Source organism: Calditrichota bacterium (assembly GCA_016867835.1).
Classification (GTDB): Bacteria; Electryoneota; AABM5-125-24; order Hatepunaeales; family Hatepunaeaceae; genus VGIQ01.
This window is the reverse complement of sequence record VGIQ01000018.1, coordinates 18,600-33,795: the sequence shown is the minus strand read 5'-3', so window position 1 is coordinate 33,795 and position 15,196 is coordinate 18,600. Positions and strand designations below refer to the sequence as shown.

Sequence of the window (15,196 nt, the reverse complement as noted above, 5' to 3'; positions counted from 1 at the left end):
CCGGGCGGTCTGAAAGATCCGGTCAGTTAGTCCAGTTAACTCACTCAAAGCACCTTGCACCCGTTCCAGAGCGCGATGCTGCCGTTCATAGTGACGGCCAGCCAGAATCAGGTTCCAGAACTCCCCATTGCGACGACAAAGTTGACCGATCCGTTCGAGGGTCGCATTGCACACCTGCTGATAAAGGTCGGTCGTGAGTTGATCCGTCGCTGCATCCTCAAGGTGATGCGCTTCGTCGAAGACCATCACTGGAAAGGCCTCGAAGAGTCCTAATTCACTCAGCAAATCGGCCATCACCAGACTGTGGTTGACAATGAGCAGATCGGCCGTAAGCGCCTGATTGCGCACCCGGACAAGGGGGCACTCCCGTTCTTTATGCTGGCACGAACGTCCGCCGCAATAGCCCGGTTCGGAGGCTAATTTCCCGATAAAGCCGTCGGTCTCGTCCCGATCACCCCGCACTGCCGTAAGTTCGCTAAGATCGCCGGTTTGCGTTGCATCGACCCACCTCACCATGACTGCCAGACGCTCCCGCCAGTTGGCTGAAAAACCTCCTGGATCGTCGATCATCCGCTGCCATTTGGTTCGGCAGAGGTAATTGCGACGACCCTTGAGCAGAACGGCTTTGAATGGGAATTTGAGAAGTGTCCCGACGCGTGGCACTTCACTGTAAAAGAGTTGCTCCTGCAGATGCCGGGTATGTGTCGCTACAGTGCACTTGCGACCGGAGAGCAAGAGCGGAACCAGATACGCAAGTGACTTGCCGACTCCGGTGCCGGCTTCGACGATGAGCGCCTTGCCGCCTGCTATGGCATCTGATACCTCGGCAGACATTTCGGCTTGTTGGGGGCGCTCCTCATAGCGTGGAAGAACCGGTTCAAAGCGCTCGCGGATGCTGAAAAGCCGCTTCACCAGGGCGCCTTCTACCGGCGTGGCCGGCTTGGATGCCTGACCTGAACTGATATAGACATTGTTCCGTCCGCCGGATGATGACCAAAACGGATCCGGAGAATCGGCTGTTGCGTCGCGCCAGCCGGTCGCCTCTTCAAGCAGCGTCCGTAGTGTGTTTGCGAAAGGCGAGGGTGTGCCTTCGACGAGACCGTAGGCCAGCACCAACTGGTGTTGGGCAACCCGGGCTAACTTGTCGAGGAGCATCAGGAAAAGCTCACCTGTCGCGGCGGCATCTTCGGCGGCGCGGTGGCACGACCGCGTTGGGCAGCGGTGGAGCGTGGTCAGCGAGGCGAGGCTATAACTCTCGAGAGCGGGATGGAGGAAGCGGGCGAGGGGGGAGGTATCGTGGCTGATCCGGCTGACCCGACGGGGGTGAAACCACCCTGAAAGTCCCGGGGCTGCAGCAAGGAAACCGAGGTCGAATGCGACATGATGTCCTACCAATGGGAGGTCGCCGGTGAACTCGATGAACTTCTCCGCCACCGAGGCAAGCAGCGGCGCACCTTTTAGGTCCCGGTTGGTGATTCCGGTCAGCCGGGTGATTTCAACCGGAAGCCGCGCGATGGTCGGTTTGACGAATTGCCGGAACCGACCGACCTCCCGACCATTATTGAACCGCACCGCACCCAACTCGATGATCTCGTTCGAAGCCGGATCGAGCCCGGTCGTTTCGAGGTCGATCGCGACGAAGTCGTTCAGAATTGTTGCGGCCGGTGAATCTGCATCCATCTGACGGGACTGAATCAAGTAGCGGCTCCCTGTCCACCGGTCAGTGTCAAATCATCCCTCCCCCGCACTACCGGACTATATCATGGCGATGTCGAGCGCTCTGGCAGCCGCCGCTTCGTCAAAGCGTGAGACCGGTGTCGTCGTCGGGGCATTGCGCAGGATATCTGGATCGCCATTCGCTTCTCGATCGATCTGAAGCATCGCTGTAACGAAAGCGTCGAGCGTTGTCAATGTCTCGGTCTCGGTCGGCTCGATCATTAGCGCTTCGTGAATCACAAGCGGGAAGTTGATCGTCGGGGCGTGGAATCCAAAATCGAGCAGTCGTTTGGCGAAATCGACTGCGCGCAAGCCAGACTTCATCTGGTTGTCCGCCGAGAAGACCACCTCATGGGTGCAATACCTGTCGAAAGGCAGTTTATAGACACCGGCAAGCCGTGCCAGGAGGTAGTTGGCGTTCAAAATGGCTGTCTCGGACATGTTCTGGAGACCGTCCGATCCGAGCGATTTCATATATGTGAGAGCCCGGACGTGCATGCCGAAGTTGCCAAACCAGCCGTGCATCCGGCCAATGGCATCGGGTTGGTCGTAGTCCCAGCAAAGCGCCCCCTGGTCTGACTCTCGGATGCGGGGTACGGGTAAAAAGCGCTCCAAGTCGGCGCGAACAGCAACCGGACCGGATCCAGGTCCGCCTCCGCCATGCGGCGTTGAAAAGGTCTTGTGGAGATTGATATGAACGATGTCAAAGCCCATTGCTCCCGGTTTGGCAAGTCCGACCAGTGCGTTGAGGTTGGCGCCGTCCATATAGAGCAGTCCGCCGGCGTGATGGACGATCTCTGCCACGGCGTCGATCTGATCTTCAAACAGCCCAAGCGTGTTGGGATTCGTGACCATCAATGCTGCCACGTCGGCAGTCATTGCCTTCCGTAGCGCTTCGAGGTCGATTCGCCCGCGACTATTGGAAGGTATCGAAACGGTCTCGAACCCGGCCATAGAAATGGAAGCCGGATTGGTGCCGTGGGCTGAATCGGGGATCAAAACCTTGGAGCGGAGCTCCCCCCTGGACAAGTGGTAAGACCGGGCTACGAAAATGCCGGTCAGTTCGCCGTGCGAACCGGCTGCGGGCTGAAGTGTTACGGCTTCCAGTCCCGTGATTTCAGCCAGCCAATGTTCCAGTTCAAGCATCAACTTCAAAGCCCCCTGAAGGGTCTCTTCCGGCTGATGGGGGTGAAGTCCGGCGAATCTGGGAAGTGCGGCGACGTTCTCGTTGATCTTGGGATTATACTTCATCGTGCACGAGCCAAGGGGATAGAAACCCTTGTCAACGTGGTGATTCAAGGTCGAGAGGTTCACAAAATGCCGCATCACCTCCGGTTCGGCTACCTGTGGGAGGTCAAGGTCGTCGCGCAGATGTTCCAAGGCTGGTCCCGGACGCTCATCGAGAGCGCTGCTCTTCGGCATGTAGCCGCAACGGACACCGGGGCGATGATGGTCGAAAATGAGCATTTCTGGTCTGAGATATTGCGCGTTTGGTTGATTTAGTTCAGTGATCGACGACAATCGTCGATCAGTGTTGGGAAAGCCTGTGCGATTCTCTCTATTGCGGTCAATTTTCGTCCGCGAACTGAAGCCGGTGTAGGCGTGTATAGATGCCGTTTCGCGACAATAACTCTTCGTGCGTCCCGGCTTCGCTCAATCGTCCCTGATGCATCACCAGGATGCGGTCAGCTTTTCGTATTGTCGAGAGCCGGTGGGCAACGACGATGGACGTCCGACCTTCCATCAACCGGTCGAAGGCTTCTTGAATACGGCGTTCGGATCCAGTGTCCACCGATGCCGTGGCTTCGTCAAGCAGAAGGATTTCCGGATCCGCTGCCATAGCCCGTGCAATAGCCAGCATTTGTCTCTCGCCGACCGATATGGAAGATCCGCGTTCGCCTACTTCGGCATCCGTTCCTTCCGGCAGTCGATCGACGAAATCCCCGGCACCGGAATCCCTAAGTGCCTTCTTCAAACGGACCTGCGCACCGTTTGCATTGCCGTCCAAGGCCTCGGGAAGGACATTGCTGGCAACGCTTCCGCTGAAGAGAAACGAATCCTGCAGAACCACCCCGAATCGTCTTCGCAGGTCGGAAAGCGGCATCTCGCGGATATCGACCCCGTCCAGCAGTATGCGCCCCGAGGTTACATCCCAGAAGCGCAATAGGAGGCTGATCAACGTGGTCTTGCCGGCGCCGGTCGCCCCGACAACCGCCACCGTGCTGCCCGGCTCTACCATGAAAGATACATCCTGCAGAACCGGCTCACCACGCAGATATTCGAATCCGACATGGTCGAAGTGAATTTCTCCGGAGGATCGCAAGGTCTTCTCCGCATGCGGGACTTCAACCTGCCCTACTGAGATTTCGGTGATGTCCGTCAATGTGGCGCTCTCTAGATACCCTGTACCTGGTCTATCCAACCGCGAACCTCTCTTCTCCTCGACGGAAGAGTCGAGGACCCAGAAGACCCGCTCAGCCGCCGCCATTGCTGCCTGCATTGTGTTGTAGCGTTCGGCCAGATCGCGAATCGGTCTAAAGAATCGCTCGGCGTATTGCAGGAACGCCACCAACAGCCCCCAAGTGACGACTCCGGAATAGATCATCCTGCCGCCCGTGAAGAGAATTAGTGCCGTTGAGAGTGACAACAGGAATGTTACCGCCGGGAAAAAGAGAGCATAGTAGCGGATAGTCTTGATGTACGCCGATCGAAAGGCATGATTTAGCGGCTGGAACTCTCTCTCCGAGGCGGTTTCTCTACCGAAGAGTTGCACCGTTCGGACCCCGGATATACGCTCCTGGATGAATCCGTTCAGTTTGGCAAGGGCTTCCCTTATGATCCTGAAATTGCGCCGGACCCGCTTGCGAAAGAGCGCCACGACCAAGACCAGGGGCGGCAGGACGCTGAGCGTTACCAATGCCAAACGCCAGTCAAGATAGAAGAGAATACCGACAATGCCGGCTAATGCAAGGAAATCACCGAAGACTGATACTACCACCGTCGAAAACATCTCGTTCAAAGTCTGGACATCGTTGGCTACCCGAGTCATCCACCACCCAACCGGCCGGGAATCAATGCGAGAAAGCGGCAGATGCTGCACCCGATCGAATAGCAGGCGGCGCAAATCGAATACGACTCGCTCACCTATCCAGGAGGCCGAATAGATCTGATAGAAACGCAGTATCAGGCCGAGCATCAAGACGCCGAGATAGACCAGGACAATGCTCCCTAACCCGTCGATACGGCCGGTGGAGACGTGATCGTCGATACCTTTCTTGAGAACCAGCGGGCCGGCCAGTTCAACAACTGTGGCCGACAGGAGAAGTCCGATCGCAATCGCAAGTTGCGCCCGGTAGGGGCGAAGATAGGTCAGAAGTCGTCGCGTCAGTTGCAGATCGAAGGCCTGCCCCAGAACGGTATCGTCAGGCATTGCCTCACGACCTGCCGAACTATCGACATGCTTAACCCCCCCGTCTCCGGAGGGATCGTCAACCCTCTCGTCTCTGTTTGCGACAGGAACCACCGGGAGACGATCGTCTTCTTTCAAAGCCTTACGCGGCATTGAGTTGCCCGGTTTCCAGTTCCGACCTCAGCCTTTGTAACCGGTAGAGCGCAGCAAAATGACCGTCCAGAGCCATTAATTCAGAGTGACTACCAGCCTCGACAATCTTCCCTTCAGCAAGGACGGCGACCTTTGAAGCCCGCTCCGCGACAGCCAGCCGATGGGTGATGAAGATGATCGTCCGATGCGCCTCTTCAAGCGCGAGTCGGTCGAGGATGTTTTTTTCGGTCTCTGTATCGACCGCTGACAGGGCATCGTCCAGCAAGAGGATAGGCGCTTTGCGGACCAAGGCACGGGCCAACGCCAATCGCTGCTGTTGACCACCGGAGAGGGTGATACCGCGCTCTCCGATAACGGTATTGATGCTGTTTGGGAAGGCCTGAACCTCACCGGACAACCCTGCTATATCAAGCGCGTTGACAACTTCCTTATCAGTGGCATTCCTATTTCCATACCGGACATTGTCCCGAATAGTGGTGGAGAAGAGAAACGGCACCTGCTCGACAACTGCCAGGTTGCGGCGATAGTCATCGATGGGGAGAGTATCGATGGGCCGCCCAGTAAGGAAAATTTTACCCGACTCGGGACGATACTGTCTCGCCAACAGCCGTGCTATGCTGCTCTTACCGGATCCGGTCGCTCCCACGAGCACCAGGAGCGTCCCGGGCTCTATAGTTAGATCGAACCCATCAAGAACCGGTGGCAGATCATCCCGATACCGGAAACCAATCCCTTGAAAGCAAATTCCGCCGCTCGGATCAGACGGCTTTTCCCTTACCTCGGATACCGTAGGCTCAAATTGTGGCGCTTCAGCCATCACGGTTTCGAGTCTTTGGTGTGAAGCTGAGCCACGTTGATAGAGATGGATTACCCAGCCGAGTGCGATCATTGGCCATGTCATCACCGAGAGATAACTCATGAACGCAACGAAGCCGCCAAGGCTAAACGCGCCTGCCGCAGTTTGCCGCCCTCCGATCCAGACGATGCCGGCAATGCCGAGTCCAATGAGCGTCCCTATCATCGGAAACATCAGAGCCTGCCATCGCGCCACAACAAGACTGCGCGAGAAATACTCCCGTGCCACTCCTTCGAAACGGACTGACTCGAACGCCTCACGGGTGTAACTTTTGATCACTCTTAGCCCGGCAATATTCTCCTGAATACGCGAGGTCATACGGCCATAGGTCTCTTGCTGACGCAGATTGGCAGTGTGAAGGGCTCTCGCAATTGCCAGCATTGCACCTCCAACCAGTGGAGCAAGTAGCAGCACCAGCGCCGCCAGTTTTACGTTCAAGTAGAACATCATCGCCAGCGAAAAGAGTATCGTCAATTGGGTGTTGACTGCGTAGAGCAAAGCCGGTCCCGCAGCCATCCGGATGCGTTCGATATCGTCGGTTGCCCGAGCCATCAGGTCGCCGGTCTGATTGCGGTCGAAAAAGGCAGGAGGCAGTCTTAACAAATGTCGAAAAAACCCCTCACGCAAGTCACTTTCGATCCAGCGCGAAACGACGATGATCAGGTCGCGCATCCAAAAACGAAAAAGGCTGCCGATTAGAGCGACGAGCAGGATCGCGCCAGCCGTAAGTGTTAAAGCCCGAAATCCGGCCGAGGCTTGAATGCCGTCGATGCCTGCTTTGAGTAGCATCGGTCCGGCGGTCTCGGCGACTGATGCCAGAACCGTCGCAGCCAGACCGAGAAGCAACTTGCTATGATAGGGACGCGCGCTGACGAACAACCGGGCTCCGAAAGGGATCGCGCCGGAAGGAGAATGTGTGGTTGTGTGATTAATGATTGATTTCAGGATTCACCAAGGAATAGTATCCGGTTCGATCTCAGGTGGTCGGGAAGGCGATTCAAATCGAAGGTCTCGGGGACGATGATTAGCAACTTGTCGGCGAGGCTCGCCAGATCGAGATCCCCCGGCAGTCGCCATTCATTCTCTCCTGACCAGTCGAGAGACTGAGGACTACTGCGCAACTGAAAGTAAGGGCGGTCTTCGGGCGATAATGTAGCGAACAGGCTCTCTTCGCCATAAATGACCGGCCTTGCGCCAAGCGCTGCAAGTGTAACTTTAGGTATGCCAATCGCATACGGCTCGAAATTCCATCGTCCCAAAGCGTTTCGATAGCCACGCGATTTCAGCCACTTGTCCGGTGCCAGTGATGTGAACGACAATGCTGGAACAGCCCCCCGAAACATCCGTCCTTCACCACGAAGGATGCCGGTTTCAAGTATGTGGCACAACGTCGCAGCGCCATCTCGCGGATTTCCGTTACGACCTTCGGTTAGCACGGAATAATAATTGCCGCGAGTCTCTCCCGGAAACGGCCCGCTTGCGCCGCGAGTCCAGTGAAAGAGGAATGCCTCAAAGGGCAGGTCTTCCTGATGCGTCCTATACGACCATCCTTGCACCCGGCTCCGCACCGGTTGAGGGGGATTCACTGCAAACCTTTGATCTACCCTTGCGTCACCCTCCAGGACACGATCCCAATATCCACCCGGACGAATCGATATGGGAAACACCCGATCAGCAAGGAGAAACGCAAACTCATCCCGCAGATGAAATCGCTCGGTGCGCCTGGCAGGTCCTTCGACAAGGGGTTTAAGAAAGGTCGTCCTGGTTGAGTCGAGCGCCAGTTGGCTAATCGTTTGCTTCGCCTCTTGATGCATACCAATCACGCTGCCTGGCATTAGAACGACAACGATCGGCTGGCGTTTCCTGTTTGCATACCAGACCGGGTATTCCCAGCCGATGCTGCCAGTGCTCCCGATCACTACCGGGCCGCTAACATGGATGCTATCTATAGCCAGGCGCATGGCTGCAAGCCAAGGCGCTTCGGAGCAAGTGATACGGGGAAGTCGGGATATTGGAAGGAGGGATCGTGAATCTTCAGACGCTTGTCGAGAAGTGATTGCCACACTCCGAACCTCAACGGGAAGTGCATTGCAATACCACTGGCGTTTGAAGTGTTCCGGAGGAAGGACTTCGACAGGTCCGATCATGTTGTTTTAATGAGTCAGGAATCGCGGCATCCAGTCCTTCTTACTGACAATGCTCTCGATTTCCGATTCCGGTGTTACATTACTCTAAGTCTCAGTGGCAGGACATCAAACAGCGGAGCGACTGGGAGACACTGTTCACTACTAAAGTCTATAGGAAGTACGCCCAGCAGGAATCGAACCTGCAACCTACTGATTAAGAGTCAGTTGCTCTGCCAGTTGAGCTATGGGCGCAAACGAACGAACCTATAAGTTAATGCGACGACCATCATCTGTCAATTTGTCGATTCCATCTGCACCCTTCCCAGTCGAAAGATATGGTTGACCATTGTCTCGATGTTGACAATCGGTGAAACCAATTCAATTTCTGTTATTGATGGGTGCAGTATCATCTTGTTTTGTCTCTCCGCTCTGCGGGGGGACTACAGGGCGGTAAAAGTGCAACCCCATATTGCCCCCCCTTTTTCCCCCCCGCGAAGCAGGAGGGAGAAGACAAGAACTAACTGCACCAAGTAGTAACACCTATAGCCTAAAGCATTTCGCCTTCTAATGCAAGCACGCACCATACTACTCATTGAAGATGAGGTCGAACTCGCCTGCTTCATTAAAGAGCAACTTGAAGCGGAGGGCTATGCCGTAACCCACTCCAGCGACGGCATGCAAGGCTTGCAGTTGGCTCGCACAATGGCGCCGGATCTAATTCTGCTTGATGTCAATCTGCCGCGTCTCGACGGCTTCAAGATCGCGCGCTTGCTCAAGTTCGACGAGCAGTTCAAATCTATCCCGATCATCCTCTGGACCTGGCGCGAAGCGGATGAAGACCGGAGCCTGGGGCATTATGCGGGGGCTGACGAGTATATCCCCAAACCGTTCAGTTTGCAGAAGTTGTTGGATAGTATAAAGCGTCTCTTGGGGAGCAATTCCGGGAAGCCTTGAAATGCGAATGCAGAATGCCGTGAGAAGACTAATCTTCACACGGCATTCTGCATTCTACTTTCATCCTTCCATTGGCCGGGGAAGGGTGGTGCGGATGTCTTCCCCGGCCGGTCTGGGAAACGCGGTGGTTGCCGCGTCAAGATCCTGGATCCAGCCCGGAGCCGGTGGTCCCGGGCCGGATCCTGAGGGTTACTGGCCGATCAGTTGTGCGATGGTGCGGGGGACCATATTGGCTTGGGACAGCATCGCCACGCCCGACTGCATCAGGATTTGCGCCCTGACAAAGTTGGACATTTCGGCGGCGACATCGGCGTCGCGGACTGCTGATTCCGACCGGGTGGCGCTCTCGCGGCTCACCTGCAGATTGGTGATGGCGCTTTGCAGACGCGAGACGTAGGTGCCGATTTGCGTCCGGACGGTATCCTTGGAGGTAATCGCCGCGTCGAGGGTATCGATTGCTGACTGAGCCGAGGTCGTATCGGACAGTGCCAGCGAGTCGATCCCCAGATCCGAGGCGGTCACTCCGGCGAGGTTTACCGTGTAGTAGTCGTCACCGTCGTTGTTGTAGGTGCCGATGTGGAACTTCAGGTCGCTGCTCCCGGGGGCGAAGTCTCCATTCAACAGGCTCAGCCCATTGTAGTTGGTGACGTTCGCTATGCGGGTCACTTCGCTCTTCAGCGCCTGGAACTCGGTGTCCAGAACGTCGCGGTCGCTGTCGAGCAACGCGCCATTCGAGGCTTGCACCGCCAGGGCGCGCATCCGAACCAGTTTCTCATCGATCACACTGAGGGCGCCTTCCGCCGTCTCCAACAGGTTGATGTTGTAGTTGGCGTTCCGTTCTGCCTCCTGAATGCTGGCGATCTGCGCCCGGAAGCGCTCCGATATCGCAAGCCCGGCGGCATCCTCCCAGGCGTTGTTGATCCGTAGTCCGCTCGACAACCGTCCCACCGCCTGATCGAGCGCCATCTGGGTTTGCCCGATATGGCGCTGGGCGGTCAGCGAGAGGACGTTGTGATTGATGCGGGTGCTCATTCGCGTTCTCCTTTGCTTGGTATTGGCTTCTTATCCAGCCGGGTTGATGCGGTGCGCTTCCTCGGCGCGTATCCGCTCGAATAACTTCTGCAGCAGGTAGTCGGACATCGTTACAGCCAGGTCGTTGATGCTAACTTCTGTATCGCTATCTGATTCCCTAACTACTGTTGCCGCTGATGGCTCCGGTTCGAGTCTCCGACGGGCGCCTTCCAGAGTGTAGCCCTCCTGATTCACCAGCCGGTTGATCTTCTCGATCCGTTCCACCGTTTCACGGGTGTATCGGCGTTGTCCGCCGATGCTCCTTAAGGGGGCGAGGTAATCGCCGAACTCCTTCTCCCAGAACCGTATGGTCGATTTGGGGACGCCGGTCAATGCATTGACCTGACTGATGGAGAAGAGCGCCTCGCCAGTCCCGTTCCCTCTCGCCATTTCCTGCCTCCTGTTTGCGGTGAATGATCCTTCGCCTTTTCTATCGGCATATCGACTCCCTAACTTTAACTTTCCTTGCAGACAACGCGACGGTCTGGCGACATTACTCACTTTTCGATCTGGCATTGCTATCGAGCAAGGGAGGATCGCCTGAAGTTGAGCAACGACTTGCCAGCAAGTGAAGGTGGCAATATATTGAAAGCAATCTGTCCCGGTATTAGATCAACACTACCGGGTTTCTTCAAGTAGTTCGCTAACCGCCGTGCATTTGACCCTCGAACGCTTCGACCTGCTCGCCAGCGAAATGAACCGCCGCCGCATCGCCGTAGTTGGCGATGTTATGCTCGACCGTTACTTGTGGGGCACGGTTGAACGCATATCCCCCGAAGCCCCGGTGCCGGTGGTGTTGCAGACCGGCGAATCGCTAAATCTTGGCGGAGCGGCTAACGTTGCCGCCAATGTTGCCTCACTTGGTGCATCGGCGCTATTGGTCGGTTTGATCGGCGATGATCCTTCCGGACGGCAGTTGCTGGAATTGGTTGAAAAGAGCGGCTTCGAAGCCGGTGGTATCCTGATCTCGGACGACCGGCCGACTTCGGTCAAGACACGTGTGATAGCCCATGGCCAACATGTCGTCCGGATTGACCGGGAAAGCACTGCTCCAATAGATGATGCGACGGCCGCAAATCTTCTCAACAGACTGGCACTGCTCTTGGAAGGTGTCGATGCGTTCATCCTCGAGGATTACAACAAAGGGCTCCTGACTCCACAACTAATCCGCGGCATCATTACTCTTGCAAAGGAGCGCGGAATACCGGTCGGCGTCGATCCAAAGCACACTAACTTCTGGGAGTATAAAGGCGCAACACTTTTCAAGCCCAATCTGCGCGAGTTGCAGACGGCGTTGGGACGGTCTTTGGGGAGTGAGGAACTGCTGGTGTCAGGTGCGAGAGAGGCGAGAGACCGCTTGGAGGTCGAGCATCTTCTGGTTACGCGAGGCGAATCCGGTATGGCACTCGTAACCGGTCAGGAAGTCGACTTCATTCCTACCCGGGCTCGCAGGGTGCACGATGTCTCCGGCGCGGGAGATACTGTCATTGCAACCTTGATTACGGCACTGGCAGCGGGGGCAAATGTCTTCGAAGCCGCGCATATTGCCAATCATGCTGCTGGAGTCGTCATTGCCGAGTTGGGTGCGGTTCCGATTCAAATTCGTGAGTTGCGCCGGGTAGTAGGACAACCCGGTTAGATGCCGGCGCAGAAGGAACAAGGGGGAGAACGAAAGATCCGGGAGCCGGTCCAGGAGGATTCCTCAACCGCTCTGGCTGGACGCCTCGAGCGAGCCGATCGGATACTGCTGGGACTTTTCGGGAAACCGGATACCCCGCAGCGCGACCCGGTGGAGGAGTTGATCATTACAATCCTCTCCCAAAATACCAATGACCGCAATCGAGACGCTGCATATAGGCAACTGAAGGTATCCTATCCGTCTTGGGAACAGGTGTTGGTTGCCGATCTTGACTCACTTGAGGCGGTCATTAGACCCGCCGGGCTGGGACGTCAAAAGGCTCTACATATAAAGGAAACTCTCGCCTGGCTGATGGACTCCTTTGGCGGCTTCGACCTTGCCGTTATTAGCAAGATGAGCGACGATGAGGCCATCGACCTGTTGACCTCCCGTTCCGGAATCGGTATAAAGACCGCTTGTGTAGTCCTGGCTTTCGCCTTTGGACGCAATCTATGCCCGGTCGATACCCATGTGCACCGAATTGCACACCGGCTTGGATGGGTTCCCGAACGAAGCAGTGCCGGGCGTACCTTTCACCACCTCCGACCGGCAATGCCCCCCGACCGGGCAGCCCGATTTCACCTGAATCTTCTTCGCTTTGGGAGAGCGATCTGCCACTCCCGGTCACCTGCTTGTGCACAGTGCCCATTGTGGGACGAATGCGTTTTCGACGCAAAAGGTAAACGAGAGGACTAAAGAATGCGCATTGCGCGCTTTATGGCAGCCGGACGTCCGGCGATACTGGTCGATGATGGCCGGGAGTTTTTCGACTACGGTGCAGCCCTCGAGGCTCGCGGTTATGGCGCTATGGCTGCCGGAGCAGATCCCGAAAGGCGCATCCCAAGAATGCTCAGGCACGGGCTCCTCGACCATGACTTCATCGCAGAACAAGCAGAGTGGGCGCGACGTGCCGGTCGCAGATTCGAAGTGTCGGTTGAGGGTTTAACGCCGCTCCTGCCTTACCGACCGGGCAAGGTAGTCTGCATGGCTCGCAATTATCGAGAGCACGCCCGCGAAGGCGGCAATCCTCCGCCGTCTGCGCCGACTTACTTCCTAAAAGGTGACAACTGCGCAGTGGGACCAGGCGAGGCGATTAGACTTCCAGGCAACCTCGGTCGTATCGAGCATGAAGGTGAGTTGGGGGTGGTGATAGGGAAGAAGGCGTCAAGAGTGGGGCGCAATAGGGCGGTGGAGTTCATCTTTGGCTACATCGTTCTCAACGACGTTACAGCACGGGAGTTTCAACGTTCGCTTGCGGCGCAAGGCTTGCCCTGGTTCGCAGCCAAGGGGATCGATACCTTCCTGCCGATGGGACCCTGGATCGATACCTCAGAGATGTTCCTGGACGAAGGAGTTCGAATCACGGTCCGGGTTAACGATGCCCTGCGTCAGGATGCCCTGACGAGCGACATGATTTGGGGGGTGGGGGAGTTGATTGAAGCGATTACTGCGACGACGACGCTTTTGCCAGGGGATATCATTGCAACCGGCACTCCAGGCGGGGTCGGTCCGATCGTCCCGGGCGATGAGGTCGTCGTAGAAATCGAGCATTTGGGGTGTCTCGCCAATCCGGTGGTTGCAGCGTAGCCCAAACCTCAAGATACCTCAAGCCTGCTACTTACTGCCGGCGGGTCGCTCCTCAAGCCGATAGGTCTTCTCGCCAGGTTTGACCAGCCCATAGCGTCTCGCTTCCGTCTCAATTGCCAGCGAATCGCCAGCCCGGATGCGAATCGCGCGTTCAAGATTCAAACGGTTTTCCTGCGCCAGCGAGTCGTTGCGGCGCTCAAGGTCAAGCACCTGCCTCTTGAGCACCATAGTCTTCCAAAGCCCTTCCCTGCCAAACAGGATTGCGCCAAGCAGTCCGATCACACCAACGGCGATGATCAACCGCCGGAGGCTGTGCGGTCTTAGGCCAAGGAATTTGCGGCGCGGCGGGGTTGAATCAGAGCGCGGCAAGGCCATAGCGGGCGGCGTCCCCCAACTCCTCGGCAATGCGGAGTAGTTGGTTGTATTTGGCGATCCGGTCAGAACGGCTGGCGGACCCGGTCTTGATTTGCCCGGCACCAGTGCCCACTGCGAAATCGGCAATAAACGCATCCTCGGTTTCGCCGGAACGATGCGATATGACCGCGCGATAGTTGTGCTTCCGCGCCAGTTCGATCGCGTGCAGCGTTTCCGTTACGGTGCCGATCTGGTTGAGTTTGATCAGAATCGCATTAGCGGTGCCGCGTGCGATACCTTCCGCCAGGCGTTTGGTGTTGGTGACGAAGAGGTCGTCGCCCACGATCTGGATCTTGCCGCCTAATCGGTCGGTCATCATCTTCCAGCCTTCCCAGTCATCCTCTGCCAGACCATCCTCGATCGATACGAGCGGATATCTTGCAACCAGTCCTTCCCAGTACTCGACCATTTCGGCCGTTGTGAGGCTTCGCTTCTCCGACTTGAGTTCATATCGGCCGCTCTTAGCATCGTAGAACTCGCTCGCAGCCGGGTCGAGGGCAATAGCCACATCTTCACCGGGGCGATACCCAGCCGCCTCGATCGCTTGCACTATCAAGCCGATGGCATCCTCATTCCGGGTAAGGTTGGGCGCAAAACCTCCTTCATCGCCGACTGCTGTCGAGTGTCCACCGGCACTAAGGATCTTTTTCAGATGGTGAAAGACCTCAACCCCGGCGCGAAGACCTTCGTCAAATGATCCGAATCCGCTCGGGACGACCATAAACTCCTGAATATCGACGTCGTTGTCGGCATGTTTGCCGCCGTTCAGGATATTCATCATCGGCACCGGAAGCGTTCGGGCAGTCAGCCCCCCGATATAACGATAAAGTGGAAGGCCAAAGGCTTCGGCAGCAGCCCGGCAGACCGCCATCGAAACGCCGAGCAAAGCATTGGCGCCAAGGTTGCCTTTGTTAGGGGTATCGTCTGCGGCGCAGAGAACACGATCGACTTCGACCTGGTCGTCGGCATCGAGGCCGGACAGTTTCGGCGCCAATACCAGGTTAACGTTTTCGACAGCACGTTTCACTCCCTTACCCAGGTAGCGCCCCCGGTCGCCATCCCGCAACTCAACCGCCTCGTGCTCGCCGGTCGAAGCACCGGACGGCACCGCTGCACGCCCCATGGCTCCCCCGGCCAGGACGACTTCTACCTCTACGGTCGGATTGCCGCGAGAATCGAGTATCTCGCGAGCAAAGACATCGACGATTTCAGTCATTGCAACTTCCTTTGAC

General features: G+C 56.8%; 13 protein-coding genes and 1 tRNA gene. 4 read left to right on the top strand and 10 right to left on the bottom strand.

From position 1 onward, the window contains the following. The 6 genes from FJY67_03450 to FJY67_03425 all read right to left on the bottom strand — a co-directional run. Positions 1-1,698, bottom strand: a 1,698-nt coding sequence (locus FJY67_03450) for a hypothetical protein (GenBank protein MBM3328515.1), incomplete at its 3' end; no start/stop codon positions are given. A 57-nt stretch (positions 1,699-1,755) separates the two neighbouring features. Beyond that, the gene (locus tag FJY67_03445) at positions 1,756-3,183 is read right to left on the bottom strand and encodes a glycine dehydrogenase subunit 2 (protein MBM3328514.1); all 1,428 of its coding nucleotides are present in this window, start codon (positions 3,181-3,183) and stop codon (positions 1,756-1,758) included. Between the two features lie 100 nt (positions 3,184-3,283). After that, positions 3,284-5,278: an ABC transporter ATP-binding protein gene (locus tag FJY67_03440; GenBank protein MBM3328513.1), complete on the bottom strand. Its 1,995-nt coding sequence runs from the start codon at positions 5,276-5,278 to the stop codon at positions 3,284-3,286. Next, positions 5,268-7,013 carry an ABC transporter ATP-binding protein gene (locus FJY67_03435; protein ID MBM3328512.1) on the bottom strand — a complete coding sequence of 582 codons (1,746 nt, stop codon included), beginning with the start codon at positions 7,011-7,013 and terminating at the stop codon, positions 5,268-5,270. The genes FJY67_03440 and FJY67_03435 overlap by 11 nt, the downstream gene beginning before the upstream one ends. Positions 7,014-7,075: 62 nt before the next feature. Beyond that, a complete protein-coding gene (locus FJY67_03430; GenBank protein ID MBM3328511.1) occupies positions 7,076-8,095 on the bottom strand; it encodes a hypothetical protein in 1,020 nt (339 codons plus the stop codon). 344 nt (positions 8,096-8,439) lie between these two features. Further along, positions 8,440-8,512 (bottom strand) — tRNA-Lys (locus FJY67_03425). A gap of 315 nt (positions 8,513-8,827) precedes the next feature. Between FJY67_03425 and FJY67_03420 the strand changes: the two genes are divergently transcribed. Continuing rightward, positions 8,828-9,214 carry a response regulator transcription factor gene (locus FJY67_03420; protein MBM3328510.1) on the top strand — a complete coding sequence of 129 codons (387 nt, stop codon included), beginning with the start codon at positions 8,828-8,830 and terminating at the stop codon, positions 9,212-9,214. Between the two features lie 189 nt (positions 9,215-9,403). Here the strand turns inward: FJY67_03420 and FJY67_03415 are convergent, their stop codons facing one another. Both FJY67_03415 and FJY67_03410 read right to left on the bottom strand, forming a co-directional pair. Then, complete coding sequence (locus FJY67_03415; protein MBM3328509.1) at positions 9,404-10,246, bottom strand: flagellin; 843 nt, start codon at positions 10,244-10,246, stop codon at positions 9,404-9,406. A 30-nt stretch (positions 10,247-10,276) separates the two neighbouring features. Next, a complete protein-coding gene (locus tag FJY67_03410) occupies positions 10,277-10,801 on the bottom strand; it encodes a MerR family transcriptional regulator (GenBank protein ID MBM3328508.1) in 525 nt (174 codons plus the stop codon). A 142-nt stretch (positions 10,802-10,943) separates the two neighbouring features. Between FJY67_03410 and rfaE1 the strand changes: the two genes are divergently transcribed. From rfaE1 to FJY67_03395, 3 genes are read left to right on the top strand one after another with little or no spacing between them, the layout of a single operon-like run. Next, a complete protein-coding gene (gene rfaE1 / locus FJY67_03405) occupies positions 10,944-11,924 on the top strand; it encodes a D-glycero-beta-D-manno-heptose-7-phosphate kinase (protein MBM3328507.1) in 981 nt (326 codons plus the stop codon). Next, positions 11,925-12,659: an endonuclease III gene (locus FJY67_03400; protein MBM3328506.1), complete on the top strand. Its 735-nt coding sequence runs from the start codon at positions 11,925-11,927 to the stop codon at positions 12,657-12,659. A gap of 3 nt (positions 12,660-12,662) precedes the next feature. Continuing rightward, a complete protein-coding gene (locus FJY67_03395; GenBank protein MBM3328505.1) occupies positions 12,663-13,550 on the top strand; it encodes a fumarylacetoacetate hydrolase family protein in 888 nt (295 codons plus the stop codon). A gap of 27 nt (positions 13,551-13,577) precedes the next feature. On the opposite strand, the gene FJY67_03390 is transcribed toward FJY67_03395, so the two are convergent. Together FJY67_03390 and eno are read right to left on the bottom strand one after the other, a co-directional pair. Then, the gene (locus FJY67_03390; GenBank protein ID MBM3328504.1) at positions 13,578-13,925 is read right to left on the bottom strand and encodes a hypothetical protein; all 348 of its coding nucleotides are present in this window, start codon (positions 13,923-13,925) and stop codon (positions 13,578-13,580) included. Further along, complete coding sequence (gene eno / locus FJY67_03385) at positions 13,906-15,180, bottom strand: phosphopyruvate hydratase (GenBank protein MBM3328503.1); 1,275 nt, start codon at positions 15,178-15,180, stop codon at positions 13,906-13,908. Before eno ends, FJY67_03390 begins: the two co-directional genes overlap by 20 nt. Positions 15,181-15,196: the final 16 nt, after the last annotated feature.